The sequence below is a fragment of the Streptococcus sp. k-402 genome (assembly GCF_013277515.1).
GTDB lineage: Bacteria > Bacillota > Bacilli > Lactobacillales > Streptococcaceae > Streptococcus.
This window is the reverse complement of record NZ_VMNB01000015.1, coordinates 16,461-39,050: the sequence shown is the minus strand read 5'-3', so window position 1 is coordinate 39,050 and position 22,590 is coordinate 16,461. Positions and strand designations below refer to the sequence as shown.

The window sequence follows — 22,590 nt, the reverse complement described above, 5'->3', positions numbered from 1 at the left end:
CAATGAAAATCAAAGAGCAAACTAGGAAGCTAGCCGCAGGTTGCTCAAAGCACTGCTTTGAGGTTGTAGATAAAACTGACGAAGTCAGTTACATATATCTACGGCAAGGCGACGTTGACGCGGTTTGAAGAGATTTTTGAAGAGTATTATTATCTTGTTGTTCAGGGTGTAATGGATTAAACTAGGAAAATAATTCTAAGGATTTGTAAAAAGATAAAATCTTTTTCTATAGGGTTATTCTCTTATACAAGGAGTCTACTATGAAGAAACTATTCATATTACTATCAACTTTTTTTCTCAGCTTCTTCCTTGCTTGGATTATTGTCTTACGTGCGCCACAATATTTATATGCAAGCTATGATTCCGTTTCTTTACTTCGTGTCAAAAAAGATACTCAGGAACCGACGCGTGAGGTATTTGAACAGGAATTGGAGAATTTTGCAAACTCAGAACAGAGTTTAATAGCTAGAAGAATTGTAGAGCCGAGTAAGGATGGGACGACTCACTTTACTTATGCAACTTATGGTCAGGGAACTTTACCAAAAGAATTCCAAGAAGCTAGCCAAGAAAGTCGTGAACGTAGTGATCCGCTAAATAGTTATCTCCTTTTGTCAGGCTCCTTGACGAAAGAAAAGCTTGCCGATAAATTAGGAGATTTGGGTTATAAAGCAAGTGCTGACCGAAAGATACCGCCCTATTTTCTTGCTTTTCGAATATTACTAAATCCCCTTATTTTAATTAGTTTAGCAATATTTGGCTTATCTTTCTTTGCTTTAGTGATTATCACTCGGATTAAGGAAATGAGAGCAGCAGGTATAAAACTCTTTTCTGGTCAGACTCTCTTATCCATCATGGGGCATTCTTTATCTACTGATATCAAATAGCTCCTTCTATCAGCCCTCCTTTCCTTCCTAGGTGGGGGAGTCGTTCTTTTTAGTCAAGGTTTGTTTTATCCTATCTTGTTAGCCACCTATGGTTTTGGGATTAGTTTCTATCTGTTGTTTTTATTGGCGATTTCAATTTTACTAATGCTTCTTTATCTAATGAGTTTGAGTTACAAAGCATTAGTTCCCGTTATTAAGGGGAGATTACCCCTTAAACGCCTGATGATTTTAACCCTATTGTGTCAGTTGGTTGCTGTCTTTACAGTAGGATACGCTGTTAAGACAGGTTTGACGTCTTACCAACGATTGAAAGAACTTGAAATTTCAAAACAAGCATGGCAGGATAGAGCAGACTATTATCAAATTTCTTTTGGCTTAGGTGATAGAGGAAAAGATGCAGAAAATCAGAGCAAGTGGTATGCCTTTGCCAAGGAAGCAATCGAAGAGGAACAAGCTCTTTATGTAAAGGATAATCTGCTCCATTTTGCCAATCCACAAGGAAAAAATGAACAGGGAGAGACACTGGATACCTATAGTCCAGATGCTAATGTTCTCTATGTCAGTCCAAGTTATTTGGACAAGGAAAATGTGACTGTAAATGATGAGACTAGACAGAAACTAGCCCATCTTCAAAAAGGGGAATTTGGACTCTTATTACCAGAATCTCTTCGTTCACAGGAAGCAGAACTTAAGAAAGCTTTTGAAGAGAGTTTGAGTTATTATGGAAAATCTGGTGAGGAGGCAAGTGCTCCTTTAGAGTATGAAATGAGAGCGATTGTTAGCTATCTTCCAACTGGAGAAAAGCGATTTATTTATAATAACGGTGAAAGCCCAGTATCCATCCAGTACTTAACTGATCCGATTTTAGTTGTATTTACTCCAACATCTACAGGTGATAGTATTATTTCCAAATCTATTTGGTCTATCAATGCTGGAAAACAACTCTTTATCAAAGGATATGAGAGTGGGCTAGAACTCTTGAAGAAAGCTGGAATTTATGAGCAAGTATCCTATCTTAAAGAAGGAAGAAGTGTTTATCTAACTCGTTATAATGAAGTTCAAACTGAAACAGCAACTTTAATCTTAGGAGCTATTGTGGGGATAGCTAGTTCCTTATTACTATTTTATTCTGTCAATCTTCTATATTTCGAGCAATTCCGCCGAGATATCTTGATTAAACGAATTTCAGGTTTACGATTTTTTGAAACACATGCTCAGTATATGGTTAGCCAATTTGCCAGTTTTGTATTTGGTGCTAGTCTCTTTATTTTAAGCAGTCGAGACTTGGTGATTGGCTTGCTCACTTTATTGGTCTTTCTAGCTAGTGCAGTTTTGACGCTTTACCGTCAAGCGCAGAAAGAATCTCGTGTTTCTATGACAATTATGAAAGGAAAATAGGATGATTGAACTAAAGAATATATCTAAAAAATTTGGAAGCCGTCAGCTATTTTCAGATACGAATCTTCATTTTGAAGGTGGGAAAATTTATGCCTTAATCGGTACAAGTGGCTGTGGTAAGACAACACTCTTGAATATGATTGGACGATTGGAGCCATATGACAAAGGGCAAATCATCTATGATGGCACTTCTCTTAAGGACATCAAGCCTTCTGTTTTCTTTAGAGATTACTTAGGATACCTATTTCAAGATTTTGGCTTAATTGAAAGCCAAACCGTCAAAGAGAATCTCAATCTGGGTTTAGTTGGTAAAAAGTTGAAAGAAAAAGAGAAAATCTCTTTGATGAAACAAGCTCTAAACCGTGTCAACCTCTCTTATTTAGATTTAAAGCAACCTATCTTTGAATTATCAGGAGGAGAAGCACAACGTGTTGCACTAGCGAAGATAATTTTAAAGGATCCGCCTTTGATCCTCGCAGATGAACCAACCGCTTCGCTAGACCCCAAAAACTCTGAGGAATTACTCTCTATCCTAGAATCTTTAAAAAATCCGAATCGAACTATTATTATTGCGACCCACAATCCTCTGATTTGGGAGCAAGTGGACCAAGTCATTCGAGTTACCGATTTATCACATAGATGATATGGTAAGATTCATACTCAATGAAAATCAAAAAGCAAACTAGGAAGCTAGCCGCAGGCTGCTCANNACGAAGTCAGTAACCATATATACGGCAAGGCGAAGCTGACGTGGTTTGAAGAGATTTTCGAAGAGTATCAGTTAGAAGAAAGAGCCACAAACACACTTTGTGGCTTTTTTATTTCCATAAAAATGGTAAAATAGTATGAGTAGAAATGGAGTTTGAGACATGAAAGTAATAGATCAATTTAAAAATAAGAAAGTCCTTGTTTTAGGTTTGGCCAAGTCTGGTGAATCTGCAGCTCGTTTGTTGGACAAGCTAGGTGCCATTGTGACAGTAAATGATGGGAAACCTTTCGAGGATAATCCAGCTGCCCAAAGTTTGCTGGAAGAAGGGATCAAGGTCATTACAGGTGGCCATCCTTTGGAACTCTTGGATGAAGAGTTTGCCCTTATGGTGAAAAATCCAGGTATTCCATACAATAATCCCATGATTGAAAAGGCTTTGGCCAAGGGAATTCCAGTCTTGACTGAGGTGGAATTGGCTTATTTGATTTCTGAAGCACCGATTGTTGGTATTACTGGTTCGAACGGTAAAACAACCACAACGACTATGATTGGGGACGTTTTGACTGCTGCTGGGCAACATGGTCTTTTATCAGGAAATATCGGCTATCCTGCCAGTCAGGTTGCTCAAACTGCGTCAGACAAGGACACGCTTGTCATGGAACTTTCTTCTTTCCAACTCATGGGCGTCCAAGAATTCCATCCTGAGATTGCGGTTATTACCAACCTTATGCCAACTCATATCGACTACCACGGTTCTTTTGAGGAATATGTAGCAGCCAAGTGGAATATCCAGAACAAGATGACAGTGGCTGATTTCCTTGTCTTGAACTTTAACCAAGACTTGGCAAAGGAATTGGCAAGAAAAACACAAGCTACCGTTGTACCATTCTCAACACTGGAAAAGGTTGATGGAGCTTATCTGGAAGATGGTCAACTCTACTTCCGTGGGGAAGTGGTCATGGCAGCGAATGAAATCGGAGTTCCAGGTAGCCACAATGTAGAAAATGCCCTTGCGACCATTGCTGTTGCCAAGCTTCGTGGTGTGGATAACCAAACCATCAAAGAAACTCTTTCAGCCTTTGGTGGTGTCAAACACCGTCTCCAATTTGTGGATGAAATCAAGGGTGTCAAATTCTATAATGATAGCAAGTCAACCAATATCTTGGCGACTCAAAAAGCCTTGTCTGGATTTGACAACAGTAAGGTGGTCTTGATTGCAGGTGGTTTAGACCGTGGTAATGAGTTTGACGAATTGGTGCCAGACATTACTGGACTTAAGAAGATGGTCATCCTGGGTCAGTCTACAGAACGTGTCAAACGGGCAGCAGACAAGGCTGGTGTGGCTTATGTGGATGCGACTGATATTGCAGATGCGACTCGCAAGGCCTATGAACTTGCGACTCAAGGAGATGTAGTCCTTCTCAGTCCTGCTAATGCTAGCTGGGATATGTATGCTAACTTTGAAGTACGTGGCGACCTCTTTATCGACACAGTAGCGGAGTTAAAGGAATAATATGAAAAAAATTGTCTTTACAGGTGGGGGGACGGTTGGACACGTGACCCTCAATCTTTTGTTAATGCCCAAGTTCATCGAAGATGGTTGGGAAGTCCATTATATCGGGGACAAGCGTGGTATCGAACACCAAGAAATCCTCAAGTCGGGTCTAGATGTCACCTTCCATTCCATTGCGACTGGAAAATTGCGTCGTTATTTCTCTTGGCAAAATATGCTGGACGTCTTCAAAGTTGGCTGGGGAATCGTCCAATCGCTCTTTATCATGTTGCGGCTTCGTCCACAAGCACTTTTTTCAAAGGGAGGCTTTGTCTCTGTGCCACCTGTTATCGCAGCACGTGTTTCAGGAGTGCCAGTCTTTATTCACGAGTCTGACCTGTCTATGGGCTTGGCCAATAAAATCGCCTATAAATTTGCGACGAAGATGTATTCAACCTTTGAGCAAGCTTCAAGTTTGTCTAAGGTTGAGCATGTGGGAGCAGTGACCAAGGTTTCAGATCAAAAAAATCCAGAACCGGATGAATTGGTGGATATTCAAACCCACTTTAATCCAAAATTGCCAACTGTATTGTTTGTCGGTGGTTCTGCTGGTGCTCGTGTCTTTAACCAATTGGTGACAGACCATAAGAAAGAATTGACAGAACGCTACAATATTATCAATCTAACTGGAGATTCTAGTCTGAACGAGTTGAGCCAAAATCTTTTTCGTGTTGACTATGTGACTGATCTCTATCAACCCTTGATGGAATTGGCTGATATTGTTGTGACACGAGGTGGAGCCAATACGATTTTTGAGCTCTTGGCCATGGCAAAATTACATGTCATTGTGCCACTTGGTCGTGAAGCTAGTCGTGGTGACCAGATTGAAAATGCAGCTTACTTTGTAAAAAAAGGCTATGCAGAAGAGCTTCAAGAAAGCGATTTGACCTTGGATAGTTTGGAAGAGAAGCTTTCTCACTTACTAAGCCACAAGGAAGATTACCAAGCTAAGATGAAAGCTTCTAAGGAATTGAAATCTCTAGCAGATTTTTATCAATTGTTGAAAAAAGATTTATCATAAGGAAAGTAAATGTCAAAAGATAAGAAAAATGAGGGCAAAGAAATCCTCGAAGAATTGAAAGAGTTATCAGAATGGCAGAAACGAAACCAAGAATATCTAAAAAAGAAGGCTGAGGAAGAGGCGGCCCTAGCTGAGGAGAAGGAAAAGGAAAGACAAGCTCGAATGGCTTCAAAATCTGAAAAGTCAGATGCAACTGAGGACCAAGAGAGTGAATCTGATTCAAAAGACTCAAAATCAGCTAAGGACGATGCTGAAGAAAAAGTAGAAAAGTCAGAAGACGCCAAAAAAGAAGTATCCAAAGAGAAATCAAAGTCTATAGAGAACGAGGAGCAGGATAAAAAAATAGAGAAAAAGCCTGTAAAGGAAAAACCAGCCAAAGCAAAGATTCCTGGCCTCCATATCTTGCGAGCTCTAACGATTTTATTTCCAAGTCTGCTTTTATTGGTTGTCTCTGCTTATTTGCTCAGTCCTTATGCGACCATGAAGGATATTCGTGTTGAGGGAACGGTGCACACTACGGCTGATGATATCCGACAGGCTTCAGGCATTCAGGATTCGGATTATACGATTAACCTTTTGCTAGACAAGGCAAAATATGAAGAGCAAATTAAGTCTAACTATTGGGTTGAATCAGCTCAGCTTGTTTATCAATTTCCAACCAAGTTCACTATCAAGGTCAAGGAATACGATATTGTTGCCTACTATGTTTCTGGTGAAAATCATTATCCTATTCTTTCTAGCGGTCGGCTTGAGACTAGTTCTGTGAGCTTGGTCAGTCTACCAGAAACTTATATATCAGTTCTCTTTAATGATAGTGAACAAATCAAGGCTTTTGTCTCAGAACTTGCTCAAATTAGCCCAGAACTCAAGGCGGCTATCCAAAAGGTGGAACTAGCCCCAAGCAAGGTGACTTCAGATTTAATTCGATTGACCATGAATAATTCGGACGAGGTCTTGGTTCCTCTATCTGAAATGAGTAAGAAACTGCCATATTACAGTAAGATTAAGCCACAATTGTCAGAACCGAGTGTGATTGACATGGAAGCTGGAATTTACAGTTACACAGTGGCGGATAAATTAATTATGGAAGCAGAAGAAAAAGCCAAAAAAGAGGCCAAGGAAGCTGAGAAAAAGCAGGAAGAAGAACGTAAACGTTTAGAAGAAGAACAGAAAAAACAAGAGGAACAGAGCAATCGAAACCAAACGACCCAGCGCTCATCGCGTCGTTAGGCTTACCTTTTCTCTTATAGTTCTTTAGTAACTATGGTAAGTGTCGTGATTTTTGAGAAATTCAAGAAATATATAAATATATGTAGAGAACGAGGAAATTCGTTCTCTTTTTCGTTGCCAAAAATTAAGGAGAAAAAATGTCAGATAATATTGAAATTGTTATGGATATTGATTCGCTAGAAATTTTCGATGTAATAGATCTTGATAAGAATGAAAATATGGTTGATTGTATTTCTGAAGGAAATTCTGATGAAAAAGTATCTCCAGACAATGACCTTGCTAGAGTTTGGCTTGGAAACGATTATTATAAGCTCGCTAGTATTTTCTGGAAAGTCATAAAAGATGATGTTATTCATGAATTATATCTTAGAATTAAGCTTGGCACTTATCCGTATTTCAGAAGAGCTAGAGATGGAACATGGGGAATGGGGACAAACCAGCCAACTGACTTATGATGAAGCCCTGTAGACGACGATGGAATTTACTCCTGAGTTACTTGCTTCTGTTTGAAACGAGAGAGGCCGAGATAGCATGACAAGACTAGAAAGAGAAATGTTGAATTATTATAAGCGTTCACTGGAGCTATATGAGGCAAGACTAGAAGTCTTAAGAAAACCTTACAAAAAAAGTGAGGTACAACTAATGAGTGCAGAACGTGATCTTGTGAGAAAGAAAATCAAGGAATTTAAGTTCAAGATAGGCGAATTAGAAGGAACATTGGAAGGGAGTTAATCCATGTGGTTGGAAACAATCGTTTGTTTTGATTGTGATTATGAGGAAAAATGGGAAGAAGATGATATTTTCAAGCCTATTCATTGTCCTGAATGTGGAGATGTATTAGATGTTGTAGAAAGAGATTGGTTAGGTGAAACAATACTTAGAAGCACAGTGCAGTGTGAGCGATGTAACTTTTTATTTGACCATTTGGATTTTCAGCTTGGTCTATCTGAATGTCCAAGTTGCTTTTCAAAGGAACTTAAATTAGTGAGACAGATAAAGGAGATAGTAGAATGACTAAAGAAATGTTTGTGCAATTTTCAAAAAAAGCAGCTGTTAACGAAGTGATGAGAAAAACAGGAATGAGTAAAAAACGTGCTGTTAAGGCTGTTGAAGAATTAGAGAAAGAGGGAGTTCTGTTCTCTATGGGAAATGGTACTGTGATGATGGGGGTGTGATAACATGGCTGATATTACAGTAAATCAAGTAGCAACACAGACCTTCTATCAAATCCCACAAATTTTCATGGTAAATGTTAAGAAGAAATTTTCTGCTGAAGGGAAACCTACTGGGAAAATCAAGATGACGAGTCTCTATGCCAAGAAATTATCAAATGATGGCAAGATTGCTTATGGAGTACTCTATGATCGATGTATGTTGAGTATTCATTCTTACAGAAACGGTGAACTGACTTATGTTGATGAGAATGGTTCAGTATTTCTTGTCTATACGGTTGAGGACTTAATGGAAATTTTAGATCGCAGTAAGCCAACTGTATTGAAAATCAAGAAAGAATTGAAAGAGCTTGGATTGCTTCGTGAAGTGAAACAAGGGAAGAATCGTCCGAATCGTTTGTATCTTCAAAATGTGAATGCTGAATTACAAGAATATGAACACTATGATGTTGAAGTCGTAGAAAAAGGACGTGACAAAGGAACTGTAGTCTACCACCATGTAAAAACTTTAGATTACAAAGGTTGTGTCTTATTTGAAATTGAACGTCCAGGCAGTGAAGAAGAATCTTCTATTTTGAAAGATGAAAACTCTGTTTTAGAAAAGCCTATCAAATCAATAAATTCTGGAAGTCAAAAATCTTTACCTCCAAAAAAAGCTGTTAAATCAACGAATTTTGGAAGTCAAAAATCTTTACCTCCGGAGGTAAAAAATTTTAACCCTATTAAGACTGAGAAGAGTCATACTGAGAATAATAGTACTAGACATAGTTCTAGAAAGCCTGCTTCCAATTCTAAGGAATTGGATCAGACTGCTGGAACTTGTGACACTCCTTCTCAAAAAACAAGTGGGAATAAATTTATCAAACCTCAAGTCTATTCTCTCTTGCAGGAAATTGCAGATAGCTACCGAGATCATTTACCGTGGTACCAGCATTATAATATGACTCACCGCCAAAAGATGATTGTTGGCCAATACATTCAGACAGGATGGATAACAAGTAGTGAGGTTCTTCACTGTATCGAACGGATTCCTGAATGTGATAGTCCTTTTGCTTACTTGATTCAATCTATTGAAAATTTGATTGGCGAACGTAAGAGCGAGGCCAAGATGCAAGCTCATAGAGAAGCAGAGTATAGGTATCTGAGTAACTAAGCTATAGATGACATGAGACTAAATCTAGCTTTTTTGACCTGAGCAAGTCATAAAACTACTTTTGACCTTTGAAAATTGAATACCCCCACTGTCCTGATTAGCGGAACTAAGCATAAAAAGAAGAACAAGGGCGGTGTGTAGGCTAGAAAAGGATATCTAGTGCTGTTCCACCACGTAAAAGCAGGCAAAGCCTAAGCTGAAGGAGTTTGCGGTTTCTAGACTTAAAACCGTGTGTAAAAAATACAGCAGGTATGTACGTCATACCTCGGCATGGCTGTAAATCAGCCTTGATTCAGTAAGGAGGAGACAAGATGAATCAATCAAAATTAGTTACAGAGGTCACTTTAGCTGACCTTAGACGCTTAGGAAATCAAGGGAATGCAACCGCAAGACTTGATAATGGCGATGAAATCAAATTAACCAGCAGATATGGTTTGGTACCTAAAAAAGGATATCTAGCAGGTAAACTAGAAACAGTTTGGATGATTGTAGAATATTCAAAAATTTATAAAGAGATTCGCACCATCAAACGAGGTGATGTTTTAGTGGCTAGACGCATTAAACAAGGAAATACCAATCGTTTACTGCTGACTGGTAAAGGATATCATCGTCCAACGAAGCATTAAACAGATAGAGCCTCATCTATCTGTTTAATCAAGGAGAGGAGATTTGATATGTTTTAAACGTCCTATCTTTGATTAAGCGGATAGATGAATGAAAATCAAGAAAAAATTGAGAAAAACCTCTAAAAATGGTAAAATAAAAGTATAAAATAAATATTTTAAGAACGTTTTTAAACAAAAAGGAGATAAGATTATGAAATTGAGAACAACTATCTTGGCAACAACTGCTAGCGTAACTTTGCTTGGGTTAGGAAATAGTCAACCTGTGTATGCGAATAGTACAACAAGCAGTCAAGTAGAGAATTTAAAAAGTGAATTGATTAAAGCTAAGAGAGAATATGAACAAGCTAAAAGTATCTATGAAAATACTTTATCATCTGCACCTAGCAATACGATTACACTGAGTGATAAGTATATAAAGGCTTTGAAGACGGCTTTTTCTGATTTTAATATTAGCCAGACTGAACGTGACAGTGTGAAATCTATTTTGCAGTCAGAAAGTTTGAGATTAAAGAATCAAAATAGTTTCCACAAAGATGTTGCTGATGAGGGAGAACGTCTGGATGTCAACAATTTACCGCTAGTTGTTCGTCAGGAGTTGTCATTTTTTGCCCAAGATTTAATTAACCAAGTTCGTTCTCAGGTTGGGACACCTAGAGTCAGTGTTTCTAGTTCGGCAATTGATTTTGCGGATAAGGTGGCAAAGGAGTATGTAAAAGATGGTTGGGGATTATCTAAATTAAGCACATTAGGTGTATCAGGTCACAATGCCGAAGGTATCAACCGAGTTGCAAAAACCTATGGCTTACCTACCTCAGATGCTGAATCTGAAAAAAGAGGAGGTCAACTGTATGAGAATTTGTTCTTTAGACCTGTAGCATTAAGAGAAGCTACCAAATCTCAGCTAAAGGAAGCTATTTATACTGGTATGGTTGAATTTATGTTAAACGATACTGAATGGGGGCATGCTCAAGCAATTGCAGGATTGAACTGGGGGAATCCATCAAGTAAAGATTATTTTGGATTATCATTTTCTAGTCTTTCATCAGTAAACTCTGCTCATTTCATCACTATTTCTCAGGAAAATATTAATCGAGCAACGAAATCTAATTTTAGTACAGCTTCAGTAACGGATCCAAGATCTTCAAATCGTTATCAGGCTGTAAAAAAATTAGAAATTGATTACAAAAATAAAGAGAAAATTTATCAAGATTTAAAAAGTAAGCTGGAGAACCAGACGGGTAAACGTACTGTAGAAGAAAATAATTCTAAGAAAGCAGAACCTATTAAATCGATTGAAAACACATCTGATTGGCATGACCAATGGAAACAAGAGGGAAGTTATTGGTATTATTTTGATCATGCAGGGAAAGCTCTTGTTAATAGTTGGAAGGGAAACTATTATCTCAAATCAAATGGTGTGATGGCACGTAATGAATGGGTTTATGATACAAACTATAAAGCTTGGTATTATCTCAAGTCAGATGGAAGTTACGCACAAAATAGTTGGCAAGGAAGTTACTACCTTAAGTCAGATGGGAAAATGGCACAAAGTGAGTGGTTATACGATTCCAGCTATAAAGCTTGGTACTATCTTAAGTCAGATGGAAGCTATGCACAAAATAGTTGGCAAGGAAGCTACTACCTTAAGTCAGATGGGAAAATGGCACAAAGTGAGTGGCAATACGATTCCAGCTATAAAGCTTGGTACTATCTCAAATCAGATGGAAGCTATCTGAGAGGTCAATGGTTCAAAGACGGAAGTGCTTGGTATTATTTGAAAGCAGATGGTAAGATGGCACAAAATGAGACGATTGGTGGTTATCGTTTAGATTATTCTGGTAAGTGGATTTCTTAAAATTCATTACAATATTGTATAGAAAAGTCAGTGGAAACTGGCTTTTTTCTTTTGGAAAGGAAAGAGATGATTTTATATTATAAGAGGCCTCGGGCGCCAACATTTGAGATTTTATACAGATTAATATTTTATATAAGGAGATAGAATGCACAAAGTAAGAGAAACAAAAACATATGGATCTATTCGGAAATCAAAAATTTATGGAACTTGTGGAGTGATACTAGGTTTAGCAGCTTTAAGTATGATAAGCCCAGTTATGGCAGATGAACGAACTGAAAATCCAGCTACAAATGCGCCTTATGCTCAGATGAGTCCAAGCAGTGTTTCTACTGAAAATCAAGGAAAGAGTGAAGAAAAAACAGGAACGTTAGAAGTTTCTATTTCTCATTCCAGTTTAGATGAAACTATTCGTAAGGCACAAGAAGCTGGATTGAAGGTAGAATTTGATTCTGTAGTAGATAAAGGAACCGCAAGTACAGCCTCTGAGTTGGAAAAAAAGCAAAAGGAAGTCGAAAGTGATTATCGCACACAAGCAGATAGTATTGAGAGAGCTACTGAAAAATATCGTGAAGATCAAAGACAAAATCAAACGAACCGAAAGAAAATCCAAGATGAAAATACTGCGAAGAAGGAACAATATCAAAAGGATTTAGCTTCTTATCAGGATGAAGTGAATCGAATTAATCAGAAGAATGCTGCTATTCGTGCAGAGAATGAAAAAAATCAACGAGAGAATCAGGCAGAAACAGATCGTATTAATCAAGAGAATGCAGAAATCCGAAAACGAAATGAAACCAAGAGAGTAGCTTATGAAAGCTCTTTGACAGACTATACAAAGAAGCTAGCGACTATTAAAGCTGAACGAGAGGCGATTCAAACAAGCAAGCCTTTATTTGGATCTGAAACAGGTTTCAAAGTTTATGGAGGATATAATTCAGCTGGTAGGGGAAGTTTAGGCTATTATAATGATTTTACAGTAGTACCAGATGATAATCTATCAGTAGAGAGTATGCGTGGTTTTTTAGGTTATCATGCAGATACCTATGTGACAGGAGGCACAGGAACTCGAGTTAGTAAGGATAGTACGGGAACTTACGATGTAATTAAATTTCCAACAGTTGGAGATACATTTTATATTCATAACATTGGAACGTTGACAGATGGTAGAAAGATCATGGCAAAAGTCATGGTTTCGGACTTAGGAGACTATCAGGGAGAAGTTCGAAATGGTGTTCCTGTGACAGATTCAGATATCTACCTCAAGAGTGGAGATGGTGGTAGTCTTTATTTTGTTTATAATAATCATACACGTTTAGAGTTGATTTTTGATTTTTATATTGAAGGTACGACAACTCCTGTTTCCCTATTAATTGGAACAGTTATTACCGATGTAGATTGGGGTCAAGGTTCAAATTTGAGTTATGGCTCGTCTGGTCGTGGAATGGTTATTAATCCAAGTGGTTCAGGTTTGGATTTTGATGGTCGCGTTATGAAGGGAGTAGAAAATGGAGTTAATGATACCTCGGATATTCCTAAGGGCTCCTTTGCTTCAGTGGGGTATGGTTCCAGTTTAACGTACCTTCACACATCATCTCCTGGTTCGACAGAGGGAAGAACTCCCGCTGAATGGGATACAGAGAATGCGAGTGGAAATGCTCAAAACATTGTCTTCACAATTCTGGGAGATGGTGCAGAGTTGAAAAAGATACCTTTCTTAACAAAACCATTTGAGCCAACCTATGAGAAGGAAACCATTCCACCAAATTCTCCAACTGAAAAACCTGAAGATGCACTCCCACCTAAACCTGAGGAGCCAAAGGAAAAAGAGATCCCCTCTTTACTATCTCCTCCAACAGTAAGGGTTAGATATGCACGCTTACAGGCAATGCCTGACCTAGAAAAGTTTGTAAAAAATTCTTCTGGCGAGTCTATTGATAAAAGCTATGTACCTAAACTTTCAACGGTACAGTGGGAATTAACAACTAAGCCTCTTCCAGCTAATCGTGAAGTTATTACAGACTTTGAAATTGTGGATGCCTTGCCTTCAGGTTTTGTGTTAGATGTTGAAGCTTCCAAAAAAATTAGCTCAGATTTTGAATTAACTTATGACGAATCGAGCCATGTTGTTCGGGTGAAAGGCTTAGAAAGTTTGAAATCTAAGTTAAATCAGGATTTGAGTAAAGAAGTGCTGGTTCCAGCTCCAATTCTAGTAGGAAAAGTTACAAATGATGGAGCAACCTACAAGAATAACTTCCAATTAAAAATTAACAATAAGTACGAAAGTTATTCAAATATTGTTCAGGTTTCAACACCTGGTAAACCGAATGACCCTGATAATCCAAATAACAACTTAATTCAGCCAATCAAACACAATCATAATAAGGATAAAGTTATCATTGATGGTAAACCAGTTCTAGCTGGTTCGACAAATTACTACCATATTACCTTGGATTATGATCAATATAAGGGGATGAAGGCAGATTCATCTACTATTTTAAAAGGATTCGGAGCAATTGATGATTACCCAGAAGAGGCTGTTACGATTAATCAATCGGATATTCGTTATATTGATAGCGAAGGACAAGAAGTTGCTGGTATCTCAGTGTATCAGTATGATTCTATAGATGCCGTTGATAATGATAAGGTCAAAGCTTTTCTTGCTAGTTCTGAAATTAAGCCCAAGGGAGCTTTCCAAGTATTTTTAGTTGATGATCCAGAAGCCTATTTTAACCAATATATTAAAACAGGAAAATCGGTTACAATTATTGATCCAATGGTAACTAAGGAAGAACTGCGAAATACAGGGAAATCATTTGAAAATACAGCTTATCAAGTTGATTTTGGTTCAGCTTATATCACGGATACAGTTGTAAATAATGTTCCTACTGCGAAACCAACCAAGAAGAATTTGAATAAAGCAGGCGTGAACATCGATGGGAAACAGGTCTTGGCAGGCTCTGTCAACTACTACAAGGTAACGGCAGATTATAGCCAATACAAGGGCATTGAAGCAGATAAAGACCGTATTGGCAAAGGGTTCTATATCGTTGATGATTACCCAGAAGAAGCTGTTACCATCAATCAAGACGGTGTTCAAGTAACGGATTCTAAAGGGCAAGTAGTTAAAGGTTTGAAAATGGCTCTTTATGAGAGTCTAGATAAGGCACCATCAGGTGTCCAAGAAGCCTTGAAGTCCAGCAATTTTACTCCTAAAGGAGCGATTCAAGTATTCGAGGCGGAGAATCCAGAGGAGTTTTACAAGACCTACGTGCAAGCTGGAGAAGTTCTGACCATTACTAATCCAATGACTGTTAAGAAGGAATTGGGTCAAACAGGTGGTAAATATGAGAATACAGCCTATCAGATTGATTTTGGTATGGCTTATGTAACTGAAACTGTAGTCAATAATGTTCCGAAGATTGAACCTAAGAAAGACGTGGTGATTGACCATTTAAGTAAAGAAAGTTTAGATGGTAAAGAGCTTAAGTTGAATCAAACATTTAATTATAAATTAGTTGGTTCCCTGATACCAAAGAATCGTTCGGAGCAGTTGTTTGAGTATAAGTTCAGCGATGATTATGATGAAACACATGATGAGTATCAAGGTATTTATCAAGTGTTTGCGACTGTAGATTTTGAAACAAGTGATGGCCAAAAATTTAAAGCTGGTGATGAATTAACTAAGTATACTAGTCAGATAGTAGACAGAGACAAAGGAAAAGTAGATATTAGTTTTGATAATGCTTTCTTGAAGTCAATTTTAGAAACTTCAGTATTTCAAGCAGAAGTATATCTACAAATGACACGTATTCAAGCAGGAACAGTAGAAAATACATATCGTCATACGGTTAATGGTGTAGAAGTTGTATCTAATACGGTTGTGACTCATACTCCAGAAGAAGTAAAACCAGAAGAACCGAAACCAGAAGAACCAAAACCAGAAGAACCGAAACACGAGGAACCAAAAGAAGAAGTTTCAAAAGTGGAATTACCTAATACTGGTATGAGTAGTTCCAACAATTTAGCTCTTCTTGGAATGGCTATGGGAACAATCGCTTTAGCTTTATCTATGAGAAAAAAGAAGGAAGAATAGGTTAAAAATTTATGAGAAAATGGAAACAGCGTTGTAGCGTAATCTTAGGGCTAACAGTTCTAGGATTTGCGAATTTAGTTGAAGTTGTCGCACCTTTTGTAAATCCTGTGGTCGTGTATGCGACAGAGGAGAATGGAGGTGGTGCAAATAGTAACTCCTTGACGTTTACGGCAAAAAGTAAAACTGAAACAGATACCACTACAAAGACTACCCACAAACCTATGGACTTACTCCTGGTCATGGATTTGTCGGGGTCATTGTCTGATAAGATGCGCCAAGATTTAGGATACAGTGGCGGTTCTGTACGTTACGAACAGTTTCTATCTATGAAGCATCTAATTGAAAATGTGTTGACAGATGAAGATAGAGTGTCTTTTGCTGTATACGGTGGGAATACAGATTCTTCTTATGCTACTGGAGATGGACCAAATGGACGTATCTCCAAATTGAAAACTAAAAAAGAAGCATTGAAAATGTTTGATAACTTACTTGCAGCTAAAGGAAGTGTTTTATATACAGAAATTGTAGGAGATAGGTTAGTTGCTTCGTTCTTCCATACTGATGAGCTTGCGACAGATAAGAAGGATGAACCCTTTGAAGAAACTTTTGATCGCTTGACGGAGGGTGGAAGTGCTGATCGTGTACGTTCGATACTACAGTACACAGATGGTTGGTCGTCAGGAGAAACCATTGATACAAGTTTTGCGAATTGGGCGAAAGCAAATGCGAAAACCTTCATGAGTGTTCTGTATTTGGATAAGTATAGTGGCGATAACTCTTCGAAACAGAAAATGATTGATATTGGACATCCTAATGTCCTTGATATCTATGGAGATAAGAAAACTCAAAAAGATATTGAAGATGCTTTCATCAATACTGCGACAGAAACAATTGTCACTGAAAGAACCGTTAAACAAAAAGGAACAGTCTCTATTAGTCCTGAAGCAGATTTGACATTAACATCAGCAGAATTAGTTTCTCCTAATGGTCAAAAAACTCTTCTAACTATCACCAATAATACCGTTTCTTGGTCAGGTGATTTGGATAATGGTTCCTATACTGTTAATTATACCTTTACTGGTACACCGTCTGTGGAACGTAGTATTCGCAGTTCTGTAACAGTAGATGGTAAAAAAGTCGATGAAAAAATCAATACTCTCAGACCTGAAAAAATTGCTTTTGAAACCAAATATGAAGAGGATCCATCGCTGGCTGCTGGTCAAGAGAAAGAAAAGCAAGCTGGTAGTGAAGGTTCACAATTGGTTTCTCTAAAAGATGGTAAGGTTATTTCAACTACTATTACAAAACCTAAAGTTGATCGCATTGTTCTTAGAGGAACTAAAGGATCAGACGTTGAGGTGAAAACAGAAGACATCCCTTTTAACACAACTTATACAGAGGATCCTGAGTTAGAAATTGGACAGACCAAAGTTGTAACTGAAGGTGCTGTAGGTCAAAAAGAAATAACAAAGACTTATGTTACTCAATCAGGCAAACGTGTAGGGGAGCCAGCTGTCACAGAGAAAATCCTTAAAAAAGCCGTTAATAAAGTAATTGCAAAAGGTACAAAGGGGCAAGATGTAGATGTTGCAGAGTCTGATATAGCTTTTAAGACGGTTTATACAGAGGATCCTGAGTTAGAGTTTGGACAAGAAAAAATTGTAACTGAAGGTGTTCTAGGAGTTAAAAGAACTACTAAAACCTATGTAACTCAAAAAGGAGTTCGAACGAAAGATGAACCATCTATAAAAGAAGAAGTTCTTAAAGAAGCTGTTGATAAAGTAGTGGCTAGAGGAAGCAAATCAGCTGTTGCGACTAAGGAACTAGATTACAAAACAACATATGTTGAGGATAAAGACTCAGAAGCAGGCAAAAAGACAGTTGTTACAAAAGGTAGCAAAGGTCATGAAACAACCACGATTACTTATAGTTTTAATTCTGAAACAGGAGAAGTAACCGCAAATGAACCAAAGGCTGAAAAAACTGAATCTGTAGACGAAGTGATTTCTGTGGGAACAAAGCCTGTTGTCACAACTAAAGATTTGGATTATAAAACAACATATGTTGAGGATAAAGAGTCAGAAGTAGGTAAAAAGACAGTTGTTACAAAAGGTAGCAAAGGTCATGAAACAACCACGATTACCTATAGTTTTAATTCTGAAACAGGAGAAGTAACCGCAAATGAACCAAAGGTTGAAAAAACTGAACCGGTAGACGAAGTTATTTCAGTAGGGACTAAGCCCAAAGTTGAAATTATGGAAACAGAATTTAAAACTGAAAAACGAGAAAATAAAAATTTAAAGAAAGGTGAAGAAAAAATTATTCAAGCTGGTGTTAAAGGTAGAGAAACAATTACGACAACTTATTATCTTGACCCAGATACAGGAGAGGTAAAAGAAAACAAACCGAGTCTTGAAAAAGTAGATCCTGTAAATGAAATTATCGAAGTAGGAACCCAAGCTGAAAAAGTATTACCTAATACGGGAACTAGTTTATCCAATTTCTTGACTTTGACAGGAATTATTGGAATAGCATTAGGAATCTCTGTAATAATCTATAGGAAATTAAATAAAAAGTAGTAAAATATAATGTAAAAACAATATAAAAATATTGTTAAGATTGTCGATTCATGCTATAATTACGGTAGATTGTGGAGGAGTAGAGTTATGAAATTTGGGAGTGATTTTTCCTGGTTATGGGTAGCTTTTATTAGGATTTTTACAGCTCCCTTTTATATCGTTCTTTGGTGTATTAATGTTGTGAAATCCACTATTGGTATGTTTATTCTGTGGGTTATAGCTAAAATATGTATAACAATCGTATTGATTGGCGGAATGGCAATTATTCACCATCTATTCAATTTTCCAAGCGAAAACATAATTGATAATATTTTTGGATGGTATACACCGCATATTTTAGGAATGTCCCATGATTCACTTATTAATGCTGGTCAAGTGGTTGATGCACCAAAAGGAGGAGGGTTATTTTTCCCATATCCGAATTTTGAAGTTCCAGTTATTATTGGTCTCAGTATTCTAGTAGCTACTGTTCGGACGATTTATCGTGAAGAATTTGATGAATTATAAAAATAGTATTGTGTTTGGCACTGTAGAAATCTCTGCAGTGCCTTTTATTAAAGAAAAAAGGAATTAAAAGAGGTAAAACAAAATGGAAATCATTACAAAAATTATTACTGGTCTAGGTGTAGTTGGAACAATCACAGGTCTTATCTGGATCTGGAATGGTGCGGTTGATTATATTCAAGGAAGAAAGAATAAAGATAAGCAAAGGCAAGATGATGGGTCTGATTCTATGATTAATGGTGCATTTTTAGCTGTTGCTTCGGCAGGGATTGCGGCCGCAGTCGTTGCATCACTGTCTCAGCTAAAATTTTAGGAGTAGCCTATGACTTTAGATATTAGAGAGCTGACAAGCTCTCTTTCTAGTTACAGCTCTGCGACAAACCAAGCTGTAAACATAATGGCTGATGCCGTTAGACCTATTGGGTATATCCTTTTAGGTCTTTTTTTCTGGTTTGAAATGGCATCGTGGTCACAAATGGTCAAGTCAAGGGGAGGTGCATTAACACAGAAGATTTGGTTAGAGGCTTTAATGAAATATTTATTTGCTTTCATTATGATCTCTGCTTCATCTCAGATTTGTGATGCCATTCTGGAATTACTTAATATTGTTGTGAAAGTGATTGCTCATGTAACACCTACCGTTAAAACAACCATTGATTCTAATATTTCTGGTGGGAAAGGAATGATTGAAAAAGCCATCATTACCTTAGTCGGAAAAGCTGTAAGTGGAGTAGCTAACATTATTTTAGGGATTATTGTTTTCTTACGTTACTTAGATTTGTATATGCTTAAAGCCCTAGCTCCATTGTTAGTAGCCTTCTTTATGATGGACTCGTTACGATCTGTTACGATTAATTTCTTGAAATACTTTGCGGCCTCTGCCCTTATTGGTGTCATCCTAATTATTGTTTCTATTGTATATGATTCGATTGTTGCAGCAGATATCCTAAAGGTTACGACTGGTTCCAGTGATTCATGGGGAACAGCCTTTGCTTCAATTGCCAAGGGGGTTATCTATATCTTTGTAATGGTTGGATCTAGTCGAAAAGCCAAACAACTTTTAGGAGTATAATCCATGTCTAGAGAAATTAGAATTGATAGATGTTATGTTTATATGAAAGGAAACTAATTGAAAAAAATTGGATCAGAATTTTTAAGAGAATTTGAAACAGAGGACAGGCCTATTCTATTTGGATTAACAGGTAGAATGATTGTTCTATACGTGTGTTTGGTAGTAGCTGTCTCAGGGACAATTGCTATATACTTCTTTGGTCTACCTGATTGGTACATCTATCTTTGGGACGCTCTATTTGTCGTTCCTGGAGGAATGTACGGTACAGGCATGACCAAGCGAATGCGGATTAAAGAAAAAATCAATTTCTTTTTCCGAATCCAACAACGAACCTATGAGACAGAATTTGGAAAGGTAGGAATGTATACGAAAGATGAGTTTATTCAAAAGCAAAAGAGAAAAACTAGAAAACGCAGAAAAGAAAAGAATTGAGCGCTTGCGTCGTCAGATGAAACCTACGACGCAAAACACGATCAATTACACACATCTACATGAAGATGGATTGATGCACATTGCTCGTGAGAAATATTCTCGTAGCTTTATGTTGGGAGATGCTTCTTACTCGACAGCTCAACAAGATGAAAAAGAGAGTATCATCGATACAACGATGGATGCTCTTAATTCACTGGATGAGGGTAGTAACTACCAGCTCCTAGTCATTAACCGTCGAGTATCGGATAACTCCTTGCAGAATATCTTGTTTGAAGAAACAAATGATGGTTTTGACGACTATCGTGAAGAGCTAAATGAGATGATCAAGGAGCGATTTACAACACATGCTAACAACTTCGAGGTACATAAGTATGTGACCATTTCAACGAATGCGGATGACCGAAAACAGGCTCAGTTGATCCTACAAGATATTGGAGTTTCCCTAGGGACTCAGTTCCAGGAGGCTGATATTACATTTAGGGATATGAATGGTTTGGATCGCCTAAAAGTCTTTTCTGAGCTACTACGAGGTAATCCATATGTCAATTTTGATTATAAAGAAATTGCTTTGACAGGTTTATCTACTAAATCATTTATTGCGCCAAACAGAATTGAATTTCAAGAAAAACGCATGATTATAGATGATAGTTGGGTCAAGATACTTTATGCCCACCGCTATCCAAACTGGATGTCTGATCGGCTTATTCGGGATTTAACAACACTAGGATTTGAATTAGCTATTACTATCCATGCAGAACCTTATGAGAATGTTGAAATCTTAGAGAAAATTGACGATGCAGAAACAGATGCTGAAATTGGGAAACTTCGTTCTAAACGTAAGGCCGCTCAATCTGGTATCTTTGATGATGCGGTTGTGGCTGGTCGTGACCAAGAAATCTCAGAAGCTACCAAGAAGTGGCGAGACGAGATTACTGAGTATGATCAGAAAATCTTTTCTGGTTTGATTGCAGTGTATTTTAAGGCAGAGAGCCAAGAGGAACTACAACGTAACGAACAGAAGATTAAGCGTGCTGGCCGTAAATTAGGGGTAGAGTTTGAAGATCTTTATTATTATCAAGAAGAGGCTTTGAATACGATTTTACCTATCGGGGAGTGCTTCTTGAATGTGAAGAAGAATTTTATGAGAAAGATGACGACAGCTAATATTGCTACGCAAGTTCCTTTTACCAACGTGGACTTAAAGTCTGAAAGCTCACTCGCTCGCTACTATGGTCAAAATCAGTTATCAAACAATATCATTACACTAGATCGAAAACGTGATTTGAACACGGGTTCAGGAGTTGTGTTAGGTTCTTCAGGATCTGGTAAATCTACAACAATAAAGGGTGGAGAAGTTATTCCAACTTTACTGAAATATCCAGAAGACCGAGTTATCATCGTGGATCCCGAAGATGAATATTCTGATATTGGCCGTGCTTTCGGTGCTCAGATGGTGGATATTTCGATTGGTTCTAAAACACATATCAATCTTTTGGATCTACCAGATCTGGATCGTTTGGATGATGAGGATGACGATCCAATAGGGGATAAAGCAAACTTGTTGATGGGATTGTTTGAATCGATTCTGTCAGAGGTGACAGATGCACAGATTGGGATTATTGACCGAGTGACAGGTGTGACTTATGAACGCTATTTAACAGATCATTATACTCCAACTTTAAAAGAGTGGCACCAGGTCTTGAAAGAACAACCTGAACCCGAAGCACAAGACTTAGCTTTAGCGGTAGAAACCTATACAACTGGTTCTCAGGACATTTTTGCTCACAATACCAACGTGGATCTCAATCATCGCTTTGTTATCTTTAATCTGAAGAAGTTGTCTCATAAGTTGAAGCCGTTTGCTTTAATGGTTATTCAGGATTATATCTGGAATCAAATTGTAGAGAATCAAGGGAAATGTACTACATGGGTTTACTTTGATGAGATGCAGATTCTATTTAAAAATAAGGCTCAAGCAGACTTCTTTACTACGTTGTATTCACGGATTCGGAAATATGGTGCGATTCCAACAGGAATCACCCAGAACGTAGAAACGCTAGCTGCTGTTGAAGAAGGTCGGAAATTGCTCTCAAATAGTGAGTTTATGATTTTACTCAAACAAAAACCTCAAGATTTGGCTATCCTAAAAGAGATTGTCAATCTGACTGATAAACAGATTCGCTACTTAGCACGGCCAAAAGCTAAAGGTACTGGCTTAATCGTAGCTGGGCCAGTTGTGGTGCCATTTGAAAATCCAATACCAAAGAATACTAAGTTGTATAACTTAGTCGCAACAGACGCTTAGGAGTC

The 22,590-nt window shown here is 37.7% G+C and carries 16 protein-coding genes and 4 pseudogenes; all 20 read left to right on the top strand.

Annotated elements, in window-relative coordinates; genetic code table 11:
- The first annotated feature begins 260 nt into the window (after nt 1-260).
- The 20 genes and pseudogenes from HT724_RS09330 to HT724_RS09240 all read left to right on the top strand — a co-directional run bounded on the left by HT724_RS09330 (nt 261) and on the right by HT724_RS09240 (nt 22,585).
- Nucleotides 261-2,282 (top strand): annotated as a pseudogene (locus tag HT724_RS09330) (bacteriocin-associated integral membrane family protein).
- 1 nt (nt 2,283) lies between these two features.
- Nucleotides 2,284-2,925: an ABC transporter ATP-binding protein gene (locus HT724_RS09325; protein ID WP_000571283.1), complete on the top strand. Its 642-nt coding sequence runs from the start codon at nt 2,284-2,286 to the stop codon at nt 2,923-2,925.
- A 226-nt stretch (nt 2,926-3,151) separates the two neighbouring features.
- A complete protein-coding gene (gene murD, locus HT724_RS09320; RefSeq protein ID WP_173276396.1) occupies nt 3,152-4,504 on the top strand; it encodes a UDP-N-acetylmuramoyl-L-alanine--D-glutamate ligase in 1,353 nt (450 codons plus the stop codon).
- A 1-nt stretch (nt 4,505) separates the two neighbouring features.
- Entirely contained in the window at nt 4,506-5,564 is a 1,059-nt protein-coding gene (locus HT724_RS09315; protein ID WP_173276397.1) for a UDP-N-acetylglucosamine--N-acetylmuramyl-(pentapeptide) pyrophosphoryl-undecaprenol N-acetylglucosamine transferase, read from the top strand.
- 9 nt (nt 5,565-5,573) lie between these two features.
- Nucleotides 5,574-6,794, top strand: a complete 1,221-nt coding sequence (locus tag HT724_RS09310) for a cell division protein FtsQ/DivIB (protein WP_173276398.1) — start codon at nt 5,574-5,576, stop codon at nt 6,792-6,794.
- A 137-nt stretch (nt 6,795-6,931) separates the two neighbouring features.
- Nucleotides 6,932-7,262: pseudogene (locus HT724_RS09305) on the top strand (hypothetical protein).
- Nucleotides 7,263-7,325: 63 nt separating this feature from the next.
- Nucleotides 7,326-7,526, top strand: coding sequence for a hypothetical protein (locus tag HT724_RS09300; RefSeq protein WP_050112807.1), 201 nt, complete (start codon nt 7,326-7,328; stop codon nt 7,524-7,526).
- A gap of 3 nt (nt 7,527-7,529) precedes the next feature.
- Nucleotides 7,530-7,808: a hypothetical protein gene (locus tag HT724_RS09295; RefSeq protein ID WP_050112809.1), complete on the top strand. Its 279-nt coding sequence runs from the start codon at nt 7,530-7,532 to the stop codon at nt 7,806-7,808.
- Nucleotides 7,805-7,969 (top strand): hypothetical protein, encoded by a 165-nt coding sequence (locus HT724_RS09290; protein ID WP_173276399.1) that lies wholly within the window; start codon nt 7,805-7,807, stop codon nt 7,967-7,969. Before HT724_RS09295 ends, HT724_RS09290 begins: the two co-directional genes overlap by 4 nt.
- Nucleotides 7,970-7,973: 4 nt before the next feature.
- Nucleotides 7,974-9,119, top strand: coding sequence for a replication initiator protein A (locus HT724_RS09285; protein ID WP_173276400.1), 1,146 nt, complete (start codon nt 7,974-7,976; stop codon nt 9,117-9,119).
- A 311-nt stretch (nt 9,120-9,430) separates the two neighbouring features.
- Entirely contained in the window at nt 9,431-9,745 is a 315-nt protein-coding gene (locus HT724_RS09280; protein ID WP_016397551.1) for a hypothetical protein, read from the top strand.
- A gap of 190 nt (nt 9,746-9,935) precedes the next feature.
- Nucleotides 9,936-11,009 (top strand): annotated as a pseudogene (locus HT724_RS10345) (SEC10/PgrA surface exclusion domain-containing protein); the annotation flags it as partial.
- Nucleotides 11,010-11,069: 60 nt separating this feature from the next.
- Nucleotides 11,070-11,600, top strand: a pseudogene (locus HT724_RS10340) (surface protein); the annotation flags it as partial.
- 145 nt (nt 11,601-11,745) lie between these two features.
- The gene (locus tag HT724_RS09270; protein ID WP_173293586.1) at nt 11,746-15,693 is read left to right on the top strand and encodes an SspB-related isopeptide-forming adhesin; all 3,948 of its coding nucleotides are present in this window, start codon (nt 11,746-11,748) and stop codon (nt 15,691-15,693) included.
- A gap of 11 nt (nt 15,694-15,704) precedes the next feature.
- The gene (locus HT724_RS09265; protein ID WP_173276705.1) at nt 15,705-18,272 is read left to right on the top strand and encodes a G5 domain-containing protein; all 2,568 of its coding nucleotides are present in this window, start codon (nt 15,705-15,707) and stop codon (nt 18,270-18,272) included.
- 87 nt (nt 18,273-18,359) lie between these two features.
- On the top strand, nt 18,360-18,779 hold the full coding sequence (locus HT724_RS09260) for a hypothetical protein (RefSeq protein WP_173276704.1): 420 nt from the start codon (nt 18,360-18,362) through the stop codon (nt 18,777-18,779).
- An 82-nt stretch (nt 18,780-18,861) separates the two neighbouring features.
- Nucleotides 18,862-19,089: a hypothetical protein gene (locus HT724_RS09255; RefSeq protein WP_000402890.1), complete on the top strand. Its 228-nt coding sequence runs from the start codon at nt 18,862-18,864 to the stop codon at nt 19,087-19,089.
- Nucleotides 19,090-19,305: 216 nt separating this feature from the next.
- A complete protein-coding gene (locus HT724_RS09250) occupies nt 19,306-19,848 on the top strand; it encodes a conjugal transfer protein TrbL (protein ID WP_240156742.1) in 543 nt (180 codons plus the stop codon).
- 57 nt (nt 19,849-19,905) lie between these two features.
- A complete protein-coding gene (locus tag HT724_RS09245; RefSeq protein ID WP_173276702.1) occupies nt 19,906-20,280 on the top strand; it encodes a hypothetical protein in 375 nt (124 codons plus the stop codon).
- Complete coding sequence (locus HT724_RS09240) at nt 20,222-22,585, top strand: DUF87 domain-containing protein (protein WP_173276701.1); 2,364 nt, start codon at nt 20,222-20,224, stop codon at nt 22,583-22,585. Before HT724_RS09245 ends, HT724_RS09240 begins: the two co-directional genes overlap by 59 nt.
- Nucleotides 22,586-22,590: the final 5 nt, after the last annotated feature.

Bases quoted from the DNA above. Each gene is read 5' to 3' on its own strand.
- murD (WP_173276396.1), top strand. From the start codon at position 3,152: ATGAAAGTAATAGATCAATTTAAAAATAAGAAAGTCCTTGTTTTAGGT.
- HT724_RS09260 (WP_173276704.1), top strand. From the start codon at position 18,360: ATGAAATTTGGGAGTGATTTTTCCTGGTTATGGGTAGCTTTTATTAGG.
- HT724_RS09285 (WP_173276400.1), top strand. From the start codon at position 7,974: ATGGCTGATATTACAGTAAATCAAGTAGCAACACAGACCTTCTATCAA.
- HT724_RS09325 (WP_000571283.1), top strand. From the start codon at position 2,284: ATGATTGAACTAAAGAATATATCTAAAAAATTTGGAAGCCGTCAGCTA.
- HT724_RS09280 (WP_016397551.1), top strand. From the start codon at position 9,431: ATGAATCAATCAAAATTAGTTACAGAGGTCACTTTAGCTGACCTTAGA.
- HT724_RS09255 (WP_000402890.1), top strand. From the start codon at position 18,862: ATGGAAATCATTACAAAAATTATTACTGGTCTAGGTGTAGTTGGAACA.
- HT724_RS09315 (WP_173276397.1), top strand. From the start codon at position 4,506: ATGAAAAAAATTGTCTTTACAGGTGGGGGGACGGTTGGACACGTGACC.
- HT724_RS09240 (WP_173276701.1), top strand. From the start codon at position 20,222: ATGAGTTTATTCAAAAGCAAAAGAGAAAAACTAGAAAACGCAGAAAAG.
- HT724_RS09300 (WP_050112807.1), top strand. From the start codon at position 7,326: ATGACAAGACTAGAAAGAGAAATGTTGAATTATTATAAGCGTTCACTG.
- HT724_RS09265 (WP_173276705.1), top strand. From the start codon at position 15,705: ATGAGAAAATGGAAACAGCGTTGTAGCGTAATCTTAGGGCTAACAGTT.
- HT724_RS09290 (WP_173276399.1), top strand. From the start codon at position 7,805: ATGACTAAAGAAATGTTTGTGCAATTTTCAAAAAAAGCAGCTGTTAAC.
- HT724_RS09250 (WP_240156742.1), top strand. From the start codon at position 19,306: ATGAAATATTTATTTGCTTTCATTATGATCTCTGCTTCATCTCAGATT.
- HT724_RS09310 (WP_173276398.1), top strand. From the start codon at position 5,574: ATGTCAAAAGATAAGAAAAATGAGGGCAAAGAAATCCTCGAAGAATTG.
- HT724_RS09270 (WP_173293586.1), top strand. From the start codon at position 11,746: ATGCACAAAGTAAGAGAAACAAAAACATATGGATCTATTCGGAAATCA.
- HT724_RS09295 (WP_050112809.1), top strand. From the start codon at position 7,530: ATGTGGTTGGAAACAATCGTTTGTTTTGATTGTGATTATGAGGAAAAA.